The following is a 17,388-nucleotide window of genomic DNA, read 5'->3' as shown; positions in this document are numbered from 1 at the left end:
CCATAGATAAAACAAGCGGAAAATCCAAACCAAAATTCCCGCGATTTCCTCCATTGGACGTTTCCCGGCGCCAACGGAGAATGATTACCAGTGCTGAAAAATCACGCAAGGGCATCCGGAAACATACGCATTTGCAAAAGTCAATCAAAACGGATACCTCCCTTTTCTCCGCATGCACTCTCAAGTTATTCTTCTCAGATTGTAAAGTGCAAGTTGTTGTCATTCTCAATCGACAACTGTTCAGTATCACGCTATTTTCCCAAAATTATGTTGCCATCTGATTGATTTTATTAAAATTTTATCTATTCACCATGACGCGGAACAACACGCCCAATTCTTAAGAAATTCTTGACATAAGCGGTTAACAAAAGCTTAATAGGGTCGCGGAATTGTGTTTTTGGCACGAATTTTCCAGCCATTTCACCTTTCGCAAGTGTTTTGTTGTGTTGCGTAAAAGAAGGCATTGGCCTTCGGTTTGGTGTTATTGTGTACGGTGTTCCTAGTTCCATATCCCGGCTCAAATCCGGTGTGTCTGTGTATAGTTTATTTTCCAGTGCCTCTAAAGTCGCTCGAAAATTCGTTGCACTTTTACTTTCATCATCACTGATTATCCTGCCCGTTATTACACATGCAACGGAGCTTCCAACGGGAGGCACAGTAATTGTTGGTGATGCGAATATTGTTCTCGAAAATCCAAATAAGCTGCTTATCAACCAAGCCTCACAAAATGCGATCTTGGAATTTGATACATTCTCAATTGGTAAGGATGGACATGTTCATTTTGCTAATGGCTCCGGTTCGACGCTTAACCGCGTTACAGGTGGATACGTATCCCAAATTGATGGGCGCTTGTCTGCAACTGGTAGTCTACTGCTTATCAATCCAAATGGTGTGATTGTCGGTCGCGATGGTACTATTGATACAGGCGGCAGCTTTCTAGCTTCCACGCGTGATATTACAAATGCAGACTACCTGAACGGTGGTGATAATACGTTCATGGGAGATAGTGATGCCGCAATTATAAATCTGGGTAAGGTATCCTCCCTTGGTGGAGATATTACGCTGATTGCTCACAAAGTTGTCAATGAAGGCACACTTGAAGCAAAGAATGGCAATGTGGGTCTTGTTGCGGGTATTGAAATCCTACTGCGTGACAATGACCATGCTGACGGACGTATTTTAGTTAAGGCTGGAAAGTCCGGTGGATCAGTAACACATAAAGGCGCTATTGAAGCGGCCAGCGCAGAATTGCGCGCGCATTCTGGCAATGTCTATGCTTTGGCACAAAACCGTAAAGGTTCTATCCAGATTACAGGTGCTAAAAAATCCGACGGACGTGTATTCCTCACTGCCAATGGTGGCAAAGTTCAAACAAATCAAAAAATTCGTGTCAGACGCAAAGCTGCCAGCAGCACCGCTCAGAAAACCACATATCAGGGCGGGGAAGTCTTTATCAACGCAGATATCGTTGATGTTGCAGGTCTCATTGATGTATCGGGCGATATCGGCGGTAAGATTGACATTGGTGCGAAGGATAGCGTTACGATTGATAATGCAAAGCTTGATGCGTCTGGCATCAACCAAGGCGGCCGTATTCGCGTTGGTGGCGAATTCCAAGGTGGTAAAGGCCTTGCAGTTGACGAAGTGCAAAATACGAACACTCTATTAATTTCCGAAACTTCTACATTCGACGCATCTGCGACTGATGGTGACGGTGGCACGGTGATCGCATGGGCAGATGGAACTACATATTTTGATGGTCAGATTGACGTAAGCGGTGGAGAACTGCGCGGAGATGGTGGTTTTGTTGAAACATCAGGTGCTGAGCGTCTTGGTGTAGGTGAGAACGCTTACGTTAATGCGCTTGCGCCAAATGGAAAAGTCGGTGATTGGCTACTCGATCCACGTAATATTACTATTTCTAGTGGTGCAGCAGGCACGTTAGCGCAAGCGGCCGATGCGAGTGATATAACCACTGATCTCCTTATTGATGCTGCAACAATCAATGGCGCTGGTGCAAATGTATCTCTGGTTGCGAGCGAAACCATTATCTTTGATCAGACTGTAGCGATGACCAATGCGGGTGTTGGTCTAACAGCGCAGGCGACCGATAGCATCACAGTCAATCAATCTGTGGCTACGAATAATGGCGATATCACTTTAATATCAAATAATCTCGCTATTAATGCCGCGGTAGACGCCGGCACTGGCACCATTCTGTATGATCGTGCTACAGCCGGAAACTATGGCGGTGTTAGTGCCGCAGAATTACAGCTATTTAAAGCTGGTGGTCTGATAATTGGTAACTCAGTCGCGGCAGACAACAATCTGAATTATGTCGAGATTAAATACACTGGCGCTGGTCTTGACCTTTCGAGCAATATCAGTGGCTTGGTACAGATCAATGCGCTCAATAATGCGAATTCCTATATCGGCTTGGGCTCGGGTAACAATCTGACCACTCATTCCATAGAACTCAACGCCAACGATGGTGTAACCGTCTTTACCCAGCCGATTATGACCACAACAGTCGGCGACATCGTCTTGAACGTCGATGCAGACAACACTGGTGTGGTCGGCGGTTTCGACACTCTGGAGAATACACGTAGCGGCGACTCTTTCTTCAACAGCGCCGGCAACATTGTTGTGACAGCGCCTAGGATCCGGGAAATCAACGGCGGTCAGCTGAATTTCAACGCAAACGGAGGCGCTGGAACCATTACTTTCCAGCGCAGTGCTGCTGGTACAATCGGCGTTGGAACTGGTGCAATCGGCGAGTTGAGTTTTGACAATGATTTACTATCGCGCATGAACGCGAGCATAATTAACTTTGGTGACAGCGCCAATACGACTGAAGTGAATGTAAATGCACCGGATTTGAGCGGAACCACGAATGTCTCAATTATTGCCAGCGAAACGATTTCGTTTGATGGAGCTGTTGCGATGACCAATTTGGGTGGCGAGCTGTCTGCCACCGCTGGAGATGCGATAGTAGTTAATCAATCGATTACGACAAATAACGGTAATGTCAATTTGAACACAGACAATATCGAAATTGGAGCGGACATAAATGCTGGAACGGGTGACGTTACGCTAGATGTTGCCAGCCTCGGTCGTGCGATCGATCTTGGTGCGGACAATGGGAGTAAGCTATCACTTACTGATGCAGAACTAGATCGAATCTCTGCAGATGTTTTGCACATCGGCAGTGCTGATGCTGGAAGCATCGATGTAAGTTCCGCGGTGGGTCCCGCTAACACTAATACTTTATCATTGATTACTGGCGATGCGATCACCAGCGGCAACACCCCAGGCGCAGATATTACAGTTTCGAACTTAGCTTTGCAGGCGGTTAATGGTATTGGTTCCGCTGCGCCCCTCGAAACTCAAGTCAGCAATCTGGAAGCGCAGACCAACAATGGCGGCATCTTCCTAAGCAACATTGGTGATCTAACCATCGGTGAAGTGACAGGTGCCCTGAGCGGTGTGCGTGTTGTCACTGCTGGCGACATCGAATTGACCAACCAGGGCCGTGTTGACATGAACTTAGTCGGTGAACGGCTTGTAGGACCAGCGGATGTTACTGTGATCGCAAACGGCGCCACTGCCGATATTCTAACTGGTAGCAACGCTACGATACCAAATGCGACCGTTCAGTCCACTGGTGGAACTGTCACACTGAGAGCTGAGCGAGATTTGTTGTTGGGTGACGCTGCGGGCGCTGGCACTTTGGGCAACGTCTTTGGCGGCGGGAGTGTAGTACTAGATGCAGGACGCGACATCACCGTGGATACAGGAACTTTTGTCCAAGCCAGTGGCGCGGGGACCATCACGGCAAATGCTGGTCGCAACATCTCCATAGTCGATACATCAGGTCCATTTTCGGGTGCGGAAATCCGCACGCAAGGTGGTGATATTACTCTGACGACGGGGGCTAGCGGCGTGTTTACTGCCAATAACGCAGCATCTCCCGCGGTTCGGACGACCGTTTCTGGCGGTAATGGAAATATCACGATTAACGCTGATGCGATGAATATTCAGAACTCGATCTTGGCTGGCACGGGCACTGTTACCTTGCAGACGGCAACTAACGGACAGTTGATTGACTTGGGCGGAACAGATGCGGTCGGTACGCTGGGCTTGACCGATGCCGAGCTTGATCGGATTACGGCTGGCATGTTGCGAATTGGAAACTCTGTTGCTGGCTCGATAACCGTTTCCTCAGCGATCGGCCCCGCATTAACAGATACCTTATCACTCATCACCGGCGACCAAATTGTCGACAGCAATGCGATCGATCCAGATATTACCGTTTCGAACTTAGCTTTGCAGGCGGTTAATGGTATTGGTTCCGCAGGAACTTTGGAAACCGGTGTTGACACCATTGCGGCGATTAATAGCACGTCGGGCAGCATCAAGTTAAATCAGGAAACAGGTCTTGGTGATCTCACGATCGGTACCGTCGACGGTGTTGTTGGTATCAGTAATCAGGCCATCACTGGCTTGAGCCAAACACGTATAAGCGCCGAGAATTCCAACCTTGTTGTTAATGCTGCCATTTCAACAGCGCTGGACTCATTGTTAGTTGCTGCGCTGGGTAATAATCTTCTTGATAACAATTCATCCATCAGTACAACTGCCGGATTTGGTATGGATCTACAGGCTGCCAGCATGGCGCTGGAAGGTGGTACAATAACGGCGGGTTCGAACGGTCGTGTGCGCATCTCTCCAGTTTTCGTCGGGCAGGAAGTTGATTTGGGCTCAACAACAGATGCTGGCACTGCACTTGAATTATCAGATGCAGAGTTGGACACAATCACTGCAGGAATATTGCAGATTGGGCAGGCAGGTATTGGTGATATCAATGTTTCTGACACCATTTCGCCGAACACCGCCAAAGTAAATACGCTATCTTTGACAACAGGCGGCTCTATCACCTCCACCAATGCAGACCCTATCGATATTGCCGTATATAATCTAGCATTGCGATCAGGAACCGGTCTTGATCTCTCAACTCGCGTTGGCAATTTAGCGTTTGAAAACGCTAATGGGGTAGTCGACATTGATAATGGCAGCCCTCGTGGATTGGCAATATCGTCGTTGGACGGCCTAACATCATCCTCAAATGGTGGAACAACACGTATCCTGAATCTGTTAAGCGATCTCACATTTGAAGTTGATGTTCATAGCGTTGGCAAAGCTACGTATAATGCCGACGGCAGGGTGATAAATGTAAATGCCGGTACGAAAGTATCTAGCGACGACGAACTTGAAATGTTGGCGAAGACAATCAATCTAAAAGGTGACCTCGCTGCTGTTATTGGAATTATCGATGGCACCGCTTCCACCGTTAATGTATTTGACGGCGCGGAAATTCAAGATGGTATTGATGTTGCTGCGGCGGCTGGAGCGACAGTGAATGTTGGTGATGGATCATTTGACGGCGGCATAAAAGTCGACAAAGCTTTGACGCTTCTCGGTGATGGATATTCTAATACGACTATTGTAAATGTTGCAGACAGCGGCGTAGGCATGAACGTTGTTGCCAGTGATGTAACCATCGATGGTTTCAGGTTCTCTGGCGATGGCAGCCCTGTTGATGCGACAGGCGTGACTGTTGATAGTACAGCTGGCGCACTTACTAATGTTTTGGTGGGTGACTCTGCAGATGCCGATGTTCTTGGAAATCAATTTACTGGCCTGACAACTGGCTTGTCTGTGACAGATGGCGGCACTGGAAATGGCATCGGCATCGACGTGGGTGTTGGTAACGTGTTTGACAACAGCAACGCTGGCATGCTGTTCGATGGAGCCAATATCGACATCGCAGGTAACACATTTAACAACAGTATTTTCTCGAATATTGCAGGTAATTATATCACACTTGCCAATGGTGCTGAGTTCTTACCCGGCAGCCCAACAGTGCTCGACGCCACAGGAGTATCATTTGACGGCAAATTGGCTAGTGCAATGACACTTGCCGAACTCTTGGCAACCGAAGACAAAATCATTCATTTCCCAGATGATAATACACTCGGCCTGATTAACATTAGCGATTTGTTTGTTGTGCAAGGTGAAAGCATTCAAACAGCTGTTAATGCTGCAGGCCTGCTCGGTGGTGCGCAGACAGTGAACGTGACTGCTGGTACATTTGGAGGTTCTGTAGAAGTCTGGGTTGATGATCTAACATTACAAGGTCAAGGCACAACAACGATCATTGATACAGATGCCGTCGATGCATTTGCAAACGATGGCGATATTAATAATGGCTTTGGAATCTACGCGATGGATACAAGTGGTGTAAATGCTGGTGATGTCTCTGGTACAGGTGATGTAAGCAACATTGCTATTGCTGGCTTCCGGTTCACTTCGGCAGCTGCAGGTACAAATACTGGTGTTGAGTTGGGTGAGACTGGTGTAAGCACAGCATCTGGCACTATTGTCCAAAACAATAGCTTTGACGATCTCAGCAGAGGTATTATTGCTCAAGCCGTCAGCGGCAGCACAACGATATCGAATGCAACAATGACTACTATCGATCAGGAAGGCATTCAGTTCAATTCAGCTCTTGCGGCTGGCGATATCGTTTTAATTGAAAATAGCGATATTGTAGGCGGAACTGATGGGGTGCGCTTTTCATCTGCGATCACAGGGGCTGATGTTACGATTTCTGGTAGCACTATTGAAGGAGCCGGAGATGGCGTGGAGTTTGCTGGTGCAATTAGTGATGGTAGCAGCATCGCAATATCTGGTAACCAGCGCGTCGAAGGGCTTGGCACATTCGCCGACGAAGATGGGCTTGGCGATGGTATCGCCTTCCGTGGCGCAATTTCCGGAGCTTCAACCAGTATTCTGATTGATGATAATACATTAATCCGTGGTGATGACCGAGGCATTAACTTCGCTGACTTTACGACTGGTGGACCGGCAACGATTAACGACGCAAGTGTAACTATTTCGCGCAATGATGAAATCCGTGGAACAACTCTTGACGGTATTTTGTTTAACAGTAACATCACCAACGCAAGTGTGATGATCGGGGGCGTCACCGCTGCTGATGGCAATGGTATGATTATAGGGCGCGATGAGGGTCTCGACATCGAAAATGTCTTAGGAGGTGCCTTCACGATTGCAAACAATACGCTCATTGAGGGTGAAAATGGCGACGCAATTGAGTTTGAAGGGCGAATTAATAATAGCGCAGCGGTCAGTATCGTCGACAATTTAGAAATTCTTGGGGACGCTACCGCGATCATTTTTGAAGGACCTGTTGATGATAGCAGCGTCATGATTGCTGGCAATGCAGATATCTTTGGCGTTAATAACGACGGTATCGCCTTTACGCAAACCGTAACCAATTCCGATATCACAATCGGAGGATCAACATCGGCGGATGGCAATGTTATTGATGGCGAGGATGACGGTATCGATATTGAAGGGCTTTCAAACTCATCAGTTACGATCGCCAACAATATCGACATCTTTGGTGTAGATGATGGCATCGATATCGATGGTCCTATTATCGGGGCTTCAACTATCTCCATCGTAGACAATGACTTCATTCAAGGCGACGAAGACGGCATCATTATCGGTGATGTGGTCGGTTCAAGCGTTGAGGTTGCACGAAACTCTCTCATTCTTGGCGGTCTTGGTGGTTCTGGAGTTCAGTTTAAAGGAAATATTCAAGAGAACTCTGAAATTCTAATCCAGAATAATGGTGGTGTTGCTGGCGCAGGCGCTGGAATTTTCTTTGGCGATATAGGTAATGTTGGTGGTACTAACACTAACGATAGTAACATAATAATATCAGGCAATTTTGGTATTGGCGGTTTGCTTGGCGGTATTATATTCGCAAGTGAAATTGAGAACGATACTAATATCGAAATCTCAGACAATGAATTCACACTTGGTGCCTTGTTTGGCATCGATTTTATCAGCAATATAAGTGAGAGTGATATCTTGATCTCAAACAATGGTGTGATTGGTGCTCTCGGGAATGGTGTTCAGCTAGGTAGTATTTTAACCCCCGGTTCGACCGTTCTTCTCGATAGTACATTTACCGTTACTGATAATGATGCGATTGTTGGATTAAATGGTTTTGGCTTCCACTCAACCTCAGTTATTGGAAATTCCGAGGTAACTATTTCCGGCAATGGTAACATCATTGGCGGTGGAGAAGATGGTATCGCATTTACACAAAGTATAGTCGATTCAGATATCGTGATCGGTGGAGCTTCATCTGCAGAGGCAAATACGATATCAGGTGCAGATGACGGCATTGATATTGAGCGCGTCATAAATTCTACGGTTACGATATCGAATAATTTGTCTATCTCTGGTGACGACGATGGTGTTGATATTGACGGACCAATTCAGGATGGTTCTAAAATTGTCATCTCAGATAATATGCTTATTGAAGGCGATGAGGACGGAATAGTCCTTAGAGATATCGTCGGAACAAGCACACCTGGAGAAACAAGCGTGATGGTTACAGGCAATAGCTCCATTACAGGTGATCGTCATGGTATTCAATTCGCCGGAAATATTATAGGTTCAAGTACTGTAGAAGTCGATAGAAATGGTACTGCCATTCAAAATGGCGTTCTATATGATGGCAGTGAGCCAGTTAACTCTACCTTTACTGTTTTGGGAGGTATTACTGGTCTCTTTGGTGCGGACGTGGCCATCTTGGGTGATGTATTAGATAGCGCTGACGTTACAGTCAGCCGCAATATGCTAGCTGCGGGTCTTGATGGCATTGGTATCGGGAATGTTAACTCCACGGCACCTTTGAAAATACACAACAATTTCATCGGTGGTCATTCTGAAAATGGAATATACATTTTTGGCGACTTAATGAGTTCTGTAGAAGTTTTCCAAAATTACATTGTAGAAAACGGTAGTGAAGGAATTTTGATTGATGCTTTAGCTGACATCGGCGCAGGTAATCTAAAAGTCAATCAGAGCTTCATTCCAGGTGATGGTTTTGCGTTTGGCAATGGATTGTTTGCATTCAATAATGAAGGCACAGGGACCGCAGATATTCTAGGAAATTGGTGGGGGTCCAACCAGTTCTCGGATGTTCAGACCACGCTGTCTGGTGCAAGTTTGCCTTTCTTGATCATTGCTACTGGTGATGATTCCAATAGGGAGCTAACACTAGGTTTCACTGGACTTGGACCATTTGCATTCCAAGGCAGTTACCTGATTGGTCAAACTAGCAATCCAATTATACCAACGCCTGCGAAAGACTTTACAAATATTCGTTGCGAAGTTTCATTGGATGAAGATGAGCCTCTTGATGAGGAAAACCGGATAGAAGCAAGTTGCACCGACGAAGAGCAAAATATCGGTGAGCTTTCGATGCTGGTTCGTCAATAAACAATAAGGTTTTCGGCCTGCCAGTGAATGACTGGTGGGTCGGAGACAGTTTCAATCCATTTCCATCTCACTTCTGCAACCCGTATTTAGGGTTTCGCAGGAGCGGTGTGATGCCGAAAAATCCGATTATTCTTAGTCTCTGCGACGGAAATTATATTTCATTGATTTACCGAAGCGAATCATTGATTCTAGAGATAGGCATTAGTTAGCCTATATTTAGTTGCGTGCGTGTGTATTCTGGTTGGTCGGTTTTTACATTTGTACGAGTTCTCTCCTTTTTTGTCAGTATCCAAGTATTGATTAAGTATTAGTTGTCGCTAGGTAACTATATTTAGCGTTTCTTAACCGTCTGTTAACCATAAAACACGATTTTCGTTCGCAAAATCAACACTCAACTTTCTGTGTTGGGTGATAGAGGGACGGTTATCAGCAATGCGCATTTTTTCAATTTTGATTGGGCTTATATTACTTCTGGGAAGCACGTCAGTTTTTGCTCAATTTGTTGAAGAGAGCCAGCCACCTCGTTTGCAGGGCGAGCAACTTTTACGATTGCCCGGCCTTGGTGCATTTGACCCTGCGGAAGCGAGTGATGAACCTTTGGGTATTACGCTTAAAGGTGTGCGGATTATTTCAGATCCAAATGATCTTGTTAGCTCAGGTGGTTTCGCTGGCATCGATATCAATTCAGTCGAGGTCCCTGAAGGTATAGATTTAGAGGCTGCGCTAAAACCTTATCTAGGTAAGTCTGTTTCCTTTAAAAGCCTATTTGCGATGCGGGATGACATAATTCGCGCGCACATCAAGGCGGGTCGCGCATTTGTTGCTGGCACAATTCCTCCTCAGGAAATTTCAAGTGGCGTAATCCAAATCATTGTTACTGAATCTGTGTTGGAAACCAAACGTGTGGAAGGTTTGGTTTTTACAGATGAAGATTACATCCTTGATAATATTGGCGCCGAAGAAGGTGAGACCGTCGATACGGATCAACTTATTGCTGATCTGAATTGGCTTAATCTCAATCCATATCGAAATTTGATTGTGATTGCTGAGCCGGGAAAAGAATTTGGTGGTACGGCGCTGACATTCAGGGCGAGCGAGGCTAAGCCATGGAGTGTTTATGGCGGTTACAACAATTATGGAACGCCCGCGACCAACGAGAACCGTTTATTTGCAGGATTCCACCTTGCCAATATTCCAGCTCTTGATCATCAATTGAGTTATCAATTGACCATGAGCCCAGAAGCTCTTGCAAGGTTGGAACAGCCATTTACCGCATCCAAACAAGCCGCTTACCTCTCCCATGATGGCAACTATTTCATACCACTTCCTTGGCGGCATAAACTTCGCACACGAGCCGCCTATATACGTACTCGTTCGAATTTAACTGGTGGTCTTGTAAGCGCAACAGATACTGCGATTTTCACAACCGAATATGCCATACCTGCCAAGAATATCGGTTCAATAAGCCCGGAGTTTTATGGGCGTTATGAATTTAAAAATAGCCAGCGCCGGATTTATACAGGGTCAACGCTTGCCAGCAATGCTGAGATTGATGTGCATCAATTTCTCTTTGGTTTAAGGGGCAATGCTAAAGATCAATTTGGACAAACCAATTTTGATGTTAGGTTTGTTCATAGCCCCGGAGGTCTGAGTGGATTTAATAATGCTGCAAGCTATGCAGCGTTTAGTGGCAACACGGGTGCAGATGATAGTTATAATTATGCATTTGCAAATATACAAAGATCAACGCCCATTACAGATGCCATTCGGTTGCTGACTGAAGTTACAGGTCAATATTCGAACGAAACACTTCCCTCAACAGAGGTTTTAAGCATTGGTGGTGTCGATACTGTCCGAGGTTATTCCGCATCAGAAGCAACGGGTGACAAAGGTGTTATTATCCGCAATGAACTGCATTTTGATGTAACTCCTGAAGATAAGAATATATTCAGTGCAGTTGATCTTTATGCCTTCTTCGATGCCGGACATGTGAAAGATATAGCCAAGAATTCTACTGCTGATCTCGCAAGTTTAGGATTTGGCCTCAATACCGCTATTGGTGAACATGTGTCTTTCAATTCGAGCCTCGGTGTGGCGCTCAGAAATGGACCCAGAACCAAGACTGGTGATGTCCGGTTCAATTTTAACCTTAATGCTAGGTTTTAGAGCCTCTTAGGCGACAGTACTGCAGTTTTTTGCTAGTTATGGCCAACTATAAACTCCTTGAGGAGTTAAATTGAGAGTTGATGCTATGAAACTATTCAAGACTTTAATACTTTCCGTTTCACTCTTGGCTACGGGGCAATCTTTTGCACAAGAGCCGAGCATAACCACAGAGACATATGGCTCTTGGACATATCGTTGCAGTCAGGTTAGTAAACCAAATGCTGATGATACAGCGGTTAGCAAAAAAGCATGTGAGTTGGTTCAAGTTCTGCAAGATGCAAAGGGTAACGTCATTGCGCAACTCGCGTTTGGCATTGATGCCGCAAGTCCAGAAAAGATAGTTTCGGTAATGCAGGTGCCACAGGGCGCATTATTGACCGTACCTGTTGTGCTGTCTGATGAGGATAAAAAGAATACGCTTCAAGCTCCTTACTTTTCGTGTTTCAATAATATTTGCTTAGCTCGTACTGAAACGAATAAAGAGCAGTTGAAGAGTTTCGGGACCAGCTCTAAGGGGAATCTAGAGTTTGCTGACCGAAGTGGGCGAAAAATACGCGTTCTGTTATCATTCGAAGGTTTAAGTGCAGCTTCCGAGCGCTTAATCTCTACAGATCAACAATAGGCTAATGCGTTGAAAAATTCAAAATGGGATACCAAAAGCTCTTTGTTTCGCTGGGTGTTTATTGTGATATATTTTGCTTTTGTTTCAACAGGTGCTGCACAACAGCCATCGTCTCCGCTGCTAACACATTTGGTTTCACAAAATTCTGTAGATGATCAAATCGAGTATGCAAACTTTAAAGACTGGTTTGTTCAATGTACCGTATCTGCCAAATCAGATGTCAAGCGGTGTGAACTTACAACCAATCAAGTGGCACCTGAAAACAATCAGGCAATTGCTCCTATTTCGCTAAAAGTAGTTTTTGAAGGCAAAAATAAGCCAGGTATTGTTTTGTTGCAAACACCTCTTGATCTTCTGCTATCCAAGGGTGTTGATCTGGAAATCGACCGAAAGAAAATCGGTAAATTAAGTTACCGCTCTTGCCATACAGATGGTTGCCTTATTCCGTTCTCCGCTTCGGGAAGTGTCAATCGAGCAATGCTGAGAGGTTTGTCCGCCAAGTTCACAGTTTTTAATCTGGAGGGTAAAGCATTTAATTCAACCTTTTCTCTTGCCGGTATTTCCAGCGCGACCAAATTTGCAGATGGTTTTTAAAGAAATAGGTTGATCAGATACGATTGATGTCTGCATCGGGCCAAAACCGACAACAGGTAATAATACTCAGTAAGCCTGCTTTGCATTTTGAAGCAGATATCTTTATCTAGACAAGTTGTCTTTCATGCTCCCCCAAACCATACCCTGACACGCGGAGGTTGGGTGTCTTATTATGGATGTATGAAACAGACATTCACAACCAAATCAATCGAAGCTTTAAAACCTGCTACCGTAAAACGTTATGAGGTGCGTGATGCCAAGGTGCAAGGCTTGCACATAAGAGTTTCAACTTCCGGCACCAGAATTTTCTGTGTCTTCGTTCGTCGAGACCAAAAGAGACGACGGATAAAAATTGGTCCCTACCCTATGGTGTCACTTGCTGATGCAAGGCGCAAAGCAATGGAGTTGGCAAGAGATGCTGAACTCGGCACCTTGAAACCACAGGAACCTAAGGAAGAAGGTTGTCCGACACTTGGCAAGATTATTCCTGATTTCATCAGACTCTATGCACAGCCAAACACTAAGGACTGGAAAGGCACTCAAAGCATCCTGAAGAAGTTTGATCCAATTGCAAGGAAACGACTTAATGAGATTAAACGCACAGACATCGTGCGCATACTTGATGATATCGTTGCATCAGGAACACCAACACGAGCGAACCGAGCGCTGGCTGCGATCAAAAAGCTGATGAACTGGTGTGTTGACCGAGGCGTGATCGAAACATCGCCTGTGGCTCACCTGAGGCCTCCTACGAAGGAAATATCACGCGACCGTGTGTTGTCACATGATGAAATAAAAACATTATGGCATGGTGCAATCGCTGAAGGATATCCCTTTGCACAATTCGTACATGTACTCATGCTGACAGGCCAAAGGCGTGGAGAGGTTTCTGGGATGCGATGGTCAGAGATAAATCTTGATGAGGGATTATGGACCTTACCAGCTAATCGCGTCAAAAACGGTCGTCTACATGTTGTGCCACTGTCGTCACAGGCAATCGACATTTTAAAATCCATACCAAGGTTCATGAACAGTGATTTAGTCTTTACGACAACAGGCACAACACCCATCTCTGGCTTTGGTCGTTTGAAAGAACGCCTAGCCCTCTCACTACCTGAGAACACCGAGGACTGGCGCTTTCATGATTTCAGGCGCACAGTTTCAACTGAGATGGCAAGGCTTGGCGTACAACCGCATGTGATCGATGCTGTGACCAATCATAAATCAGGTATAGTCAGTGGCGTTGGCGCGACCTATAATCGCTATAGCTATTTAGACGAAAAGCGCGAGGCATTGGAACTGTGGGCGAAGGAATTAAGCCGATTGGCGATGAAAGCCAATTTGGTGACGAATGGCTGAAAAAGTGCCGTAAGGAGGCTTCAAATATAGATAAAGCGAAGTTCACTGAGCTTGGTGAAAAATTACGAGTATTCGCCGGACCGTATAGCAATCAGATTGCTTCCTTATCTTCCAAGTTTCCAAATGGCCCAGCCAATATTGATTTGCCAGACCAACTTAACTGGCTTGAAGAACAAGTCCTTACACCCATCGCAAGGCTGGAAGCTGCGCTGCTATCAGAAAAGCGTCACTATTTCAAAAGTGTCATGTTCGATCATTCCTCAGTCGAACCTGATCTGGATAAAATCCTTGATTTGCTAGGTGAATTGCACAATTACGCGGAAGCTGCATTTATTGAAATAGATCAACAAACATATCATCGTATTCAAAACACCACGCAGCTCCAGCTTGAAATTGTTATAGGCCTCGTAGCGATAATTGATGAGAAACTACCTGAACTACGCAAGAATAGAATGTCCGATAAGTTCAAAGAGTTAGTTCGAATTTCTTTCCACCAAATTACCCGATGGCACAAGCAACTTGACGATGAAATCAAAATCGCCGTGAAGCGTGTCAAGCACAATTCCGGAGGAAATGAGAGCTAAAGGGCAGCAAAACCCTCCGGAACTTCGCTCGCTTTCTGAAAGGAATTGAAACATCTTCATAAGCGTTGAAGCACGCTTCTTCATCACAACAATCAGATGGAGATTTCAATATGACAAATATAGAACAGCAACCCGTAATCCTTGGCCGTGATGATCTTCAAAAGATCGGTATCAAAGTGAGTAATTCCAGCTTACTCAGATGGGAAAATGCAGGTCGTTTCCCAAGACGCCTGCGCCTCGCTGGAACACGTGTAGCATGGCTCAAAGAAGAAGTTGATGAATGGGTCGAGACTCGTGCTGAGGAGCGCAAGCGACATGTCTACTCAGACTTCTAATCACCAGATTTAGACACCTACAACATCAAGAAAAATCATCAGATATCAGCGCGCTGGGCTCAGTGCGAACAGGCCTCTTTGCGCTGTTATCTGTCTTTTACGAAAGGCAGCAAAATGCCCATTTATGAACCGAAAAAACACGCCAAAAAAACAATCAGAATATGCAAAGATTACGAAGATGATTATGATGTTGTGCGCAGCCAATTTCATTTTCTGCAGGATATATGGGATATCAATGACGAAATTGACAGCCCAGCTTTCAGCTTCCTCGCCTTTAGAAAGGTGACCACAGGAAAGTGGATAGAGAAAGCAATCGAGATACCCCTATCTTTGCAAGATGCTATGGAGCTACTGAACAAGTTCAATCGTTGGGATTATGATCAATATTTTTGCCCCAATCTGTTTTCTAAACCACGCCGAAAACAACAATATGCATTATCTACACGACTTGCATTGTGCGACATGGATGAAAGCGATCCAGAGACATATGATCCATGGGCAAGTCTTGTTTGGGGAACATCGCCAAATCGCTATCAAGCAATATGGCTTTGGGATCAACCATACAAAGCACACAAAGCCGAACAATATTCAAAAGCTCTAGCTTATCGTCATGGTGGTGACAAGAATGGCTGGTCATGCACAAAGATGTTGCGTCTGATTGGTTCTGTCAATCACAAGCCTCAATATAGCGAACCATTTGTGGAGATAGTACGTTGCGATTGGAAAGAAATCCAATCTCGACCGTTGCTCTTGAAAGGATCAAATCAGCTTTCTGTAGCACGCATACCTGATATCGATATAAACCCCAAAAAGCACAATTGCGATCAAGTTTTAAAACGCTATCGCAAATTTCTTCACCCCAAAGTCAGAACACTGATCAGCAATCGAAAAGCCTATGAACCAGACAAGTCTGCACAAATCTTTCACATAATCGTCGGATTGCATGAAGCTGGAGCGTCACCAGATGAGATTGCCAGTGTTCTCTGGATTAATCCCTATTTCATTGAAAAGCACGGTCAGAACCTTGGCAAGCTAAACGAGGAAATCGCTCGCGTCATCAGCAAGCTTGGGGGCGTGAGATGAGGAAATCTACAAAGATAAAAAGGACTCGCAAGAAACAAAAGACGCAGATGCATTTTGAGGGTTTGCAAACATTCACGGCGAATGACCTGCAAGCAATAGATTTCCCACCTTTAGAGTTTTTGGTTGAGGGATTGATCACCGAAGGCCTAACGCTTCTCGCTGGCAAACCCAAAATGGGTAAATCTTGGATGGCACTTGATCTGGCAATGTCTGTTGCTTTGGGAAGTGAGGCTCTAGGAACCCGACAGTGCCAACAAGGCACAGCACTTTATTGTGCGCTTGAAGACAACCAAAGACGCTTGCAACGTCGTATGCACCACATCTATGGCGATGCAATAAATTGGCCTCCGAATTTCCACTTCTCGACCCATATGAGCAGGTTCGATGAAGGGGGGGCGTGAAGAACTCGAAGCATGGATCAACGAACATCAACCAAGTCTCATCATCATCGATACCTTGGTGCATATAAAACCAAAACGACGCAGTGATAATGGATATGAGGCTGATTATGCAGCATTAGGCCCATTGCAAGAGCTTGCGGGAGAATATGGGATTGCTATTCTTGTTATCCATCATCTTCGTAAAATGAACAGTGACGATCCTTTGGACATGGTATCAGGCTCTACAGGTTTAACCGGTGCAGTTGATACCGTTCTCGTCCTTGATCGAAAGAGCCACGGCACAACCCTCTATGGTCGTGGTCGAGAAATGGACGACATAGATATCACTTTGGAACTGGATGATTGCCTTTGGCATATTTTGGGCGATAGCGATGAGATCAAAATCTCAACTGAGCGCAAAGCCATCGTTGAGTTGTTACGAAATGAAACGATCGCAATGGGCCCTAAATCGATAGCTGAAGCGCTCAATCAACCACAGGATAATATTCGTCAATTGTTGTCCAGCATGGTGACGGATGGCGACTTAAGAAAGCAAGGTCGGGGAAAGTACGTTTTACCGTGAAACCTGCGAGTGCGATCACTTTGATCACGAAATCACTTTTGTCTTTGTTGTGATGATGTGATCGAAGTGATTGACATATAGCGTTTGTGCTCATCGGCTACAGAGCCAAAACTTCAGAAGTCGATATCACCACTCGTTCGCATCTATGGACATCACGAATAAAAAAACACCTTCCCCCTACCCATCTGTGGTCACCTGACCGAAGGCGCTGGACCGACACGCTGACTAATCATCAGTCTGTTATGAGCGTTTTTGTTTCGAATTATCCAATGAAATCAATCTATCAAATATATCCCACATG

General features: G+C 45.4%; 11 protein-coding genes. 10 read left to right on the top strand and 1 reads right to left on the bottom strand.

Annotated elements, in window-relative coordinates; genetic code table 11:
* Positions 1–302: 302 nt before the first annotated feature.
* Positions 303–509, bottom strand: a complete 207-nt coding sequence (locus AB2J24_RS10075; protein WP_367385372.1) for a hypothetical protein — start codon at positions 507–509, stop codon at positions 303–305.
* Positions 510–534: 25 nt separating this feature from the next.
* Between AB2J24_RS10075 and AB2J24_RS10070 the strand changes: the two genes are divergently transcribed.
* From AB2J24_RS10070 to AB2J24_RS10025, 10 genes are all read left to right on the top strand, one after another.
* Positions 535–9,381 (top strand): filamentous hemagglutinin N-terminal domain-containing protein, encoded by an 8,847-nt coding sequence (locus AB2J24_RS10070; protein ID WP_367385371.1) that lies wholly within the window; start codon positions 535–537, stop codon positions 9,379–9,381.
* Positions 9,382–9,813: 432 nt separating this feature from the next.
* A complete protein-coding gene (locus AB2J24_RS10065) occupies positions 9,814–11,547 on the top strand; it encodes a ShlB/FhaC/HecB family hemolysin secretion/activation protein (RefSeq protein WP_367385370.1) in 1,734 nt (577 codons plus the stop codon).
* Between the two features lie 70 nt (positions 11,548–11,617).
* Positions 11,618–12,169 carry an invasion associated locus B family protein gene (locus AB2J24_RS10060; RefSeq protein WP_367385369.1) on the top strand — a complete coding sequence of 184 codons (552 nt, stop codon included), beginning with the start codon at positions 11,618–11,620 and terminating at the stop codon, positions 12,167–12,169.
* 9 nt (positions 12,170–12,178) lie between these two features.
* Positions 12,179–12,763, top strand: a complete 585-nt coding sequence (locus AB2J24_RS10055) for an invasion associated locus B family protein (protein ID WP_367385368.1) — start codon at positions 12,179–12,181, stop codon at positions 12,761–12,763.
* Between the two features lie 180 nt (positions 12,764–12,943).
* A complete protein-coding gene (locus AB2J24_RS10050) occupies positions 12,944–14,122 on the top strand; it encodes a tyrosine-type recombinase/integrase (RefSeq protein WP_367385367.1) in 1,179 nt (392 codons plus the stop codon).
* Positions 14,065–14,706 carry a hypothetical protein gene (locus tag AB2J24_RS10045; RefSeq protein ID WP_367385366.1) on the top strand — a complete coding sequence of 214 codons (642 nt, stop codon included), beginning with the start codon at positions 14,065–14,067 and terminating at the stop codon, positions 14,704–14,706. Before AB2J24_RS10050 ends, AB2J24_RS10045 begins: the two co-directional genes overlap by 58 nt.
* A 110-nt stretch (positions 14,707–14,816) precedes the next feature.
* A complete protein-coding gene (locus AB2J24_RS10040; protein ID WP_367385365.1) occupies positions 14,817–15,041 on the top strand; it encodes a helix-turn-helix transcriptional regulator in 225 nt (74 codons plus the stop codon).
* A 114-nt stretch (positions 15,042–15,155) separates the two neighbouring features.
* A complete protein-coding gene (locus AB2J24_RS10035) occupies positions 15,156–16,124 on the top strand; it encodes a DNA-primase RepB domain-containing protein (RefSeq protein ID WP_367385364.1) in 969 nt (322 codons plus the stop codon).
* On the top strand, positions 16,121–16,525 hold the full coding sequence (locus AB2J24_RS10030) for an AAA family ATPase (RefSeq protein ID WP_367385363.1): 405 nt from the start codon (positions 16,121–16,123) through the stop codon (positions 16,523–16,525). Before AB2J24_RS10035 ends, AB2J24_RS10030 begins: the two co-directional genes overlap by 4 nt.
* Positions 16,509–17,087, top strand: coding sequence for an AAA family ATPase (locus tag AB2J24_RS10025; RefSeq protein WP_367385362.1), 579 nt, complete (start codon positions 16,509–16,511; stop codon positions 17,085–17,087). Before AB2J24_RS10030 ends, AB2J24_RS10025 begins: the two co-directional genes overlap by 17 nt.
* The last annotated feature ends 301 nt before the right edge of the window (positions 17,088–17,388 follow it).

Origin of the sequence: Lentilitoribacter sp. EG35 (genome assembly GCF_040784015.1) — a bacterium.
GTDB lineage: Bacteria > Pseudomonadota > Alphaproteobacteria > Rhizobiales > Rhizobiaceae > Lentilitoribacter.
This window is presented reverse-complemented; position numbering and strand designations above follow the sequence as displayed.

Bases quoted from the DNA above. Each gene is read 5' to 3' on its own strand.
- AB2J24_RS10025 (WP_367385362.1), top strand. From the start codon at position 16,509: ATGAAGGGGGGGCGTGAAGAACTCGAAGCATGGATCAACGAACATCAA.
- AB2J24_RS10065 (WP_367385370.1), top strand. From the start codon at position 9,814: ATGCGCATTTTTTCAATTTTGATTGGGCTTATATTACTTCTGGGAAGC.
- AB2J24_RS10030 (WP_367385363.1), top strand. From the start codon at position 16,121: ATGAGGAAATCTACAAAGATAAAAAGGACTCGCAAGAAACAAAAGACG.
- AB2J24_RS10035 (WP_367385364.1), top strand. From the start codon at position 15,156: ATGCCCATTTATGAACCGAAAAAACACGCCAAAAAAACAATCAGAATA.
- AB2J24_RS10075 (WP_367385372.1), bottom strand. From the start codon at position 509: ATGGAACTAGGAACACCGTACACAATAACACCAAACCGAAGGCCAATG.
- AB2J24_RS10050 (WP_367385367.1), top strand. From the start codon at position 12,944: ATGAAACAGACATTCACAACCAAATCAATCGAAGCTTTAAAACCTGCT.
- AB2J24_RS10040 (WP_367385365.1), top strand. From the start codon at position 14,817: ATGACAAATATAGAACAGCAACCCGTAATCCTTGGCCGTGATGATCTT.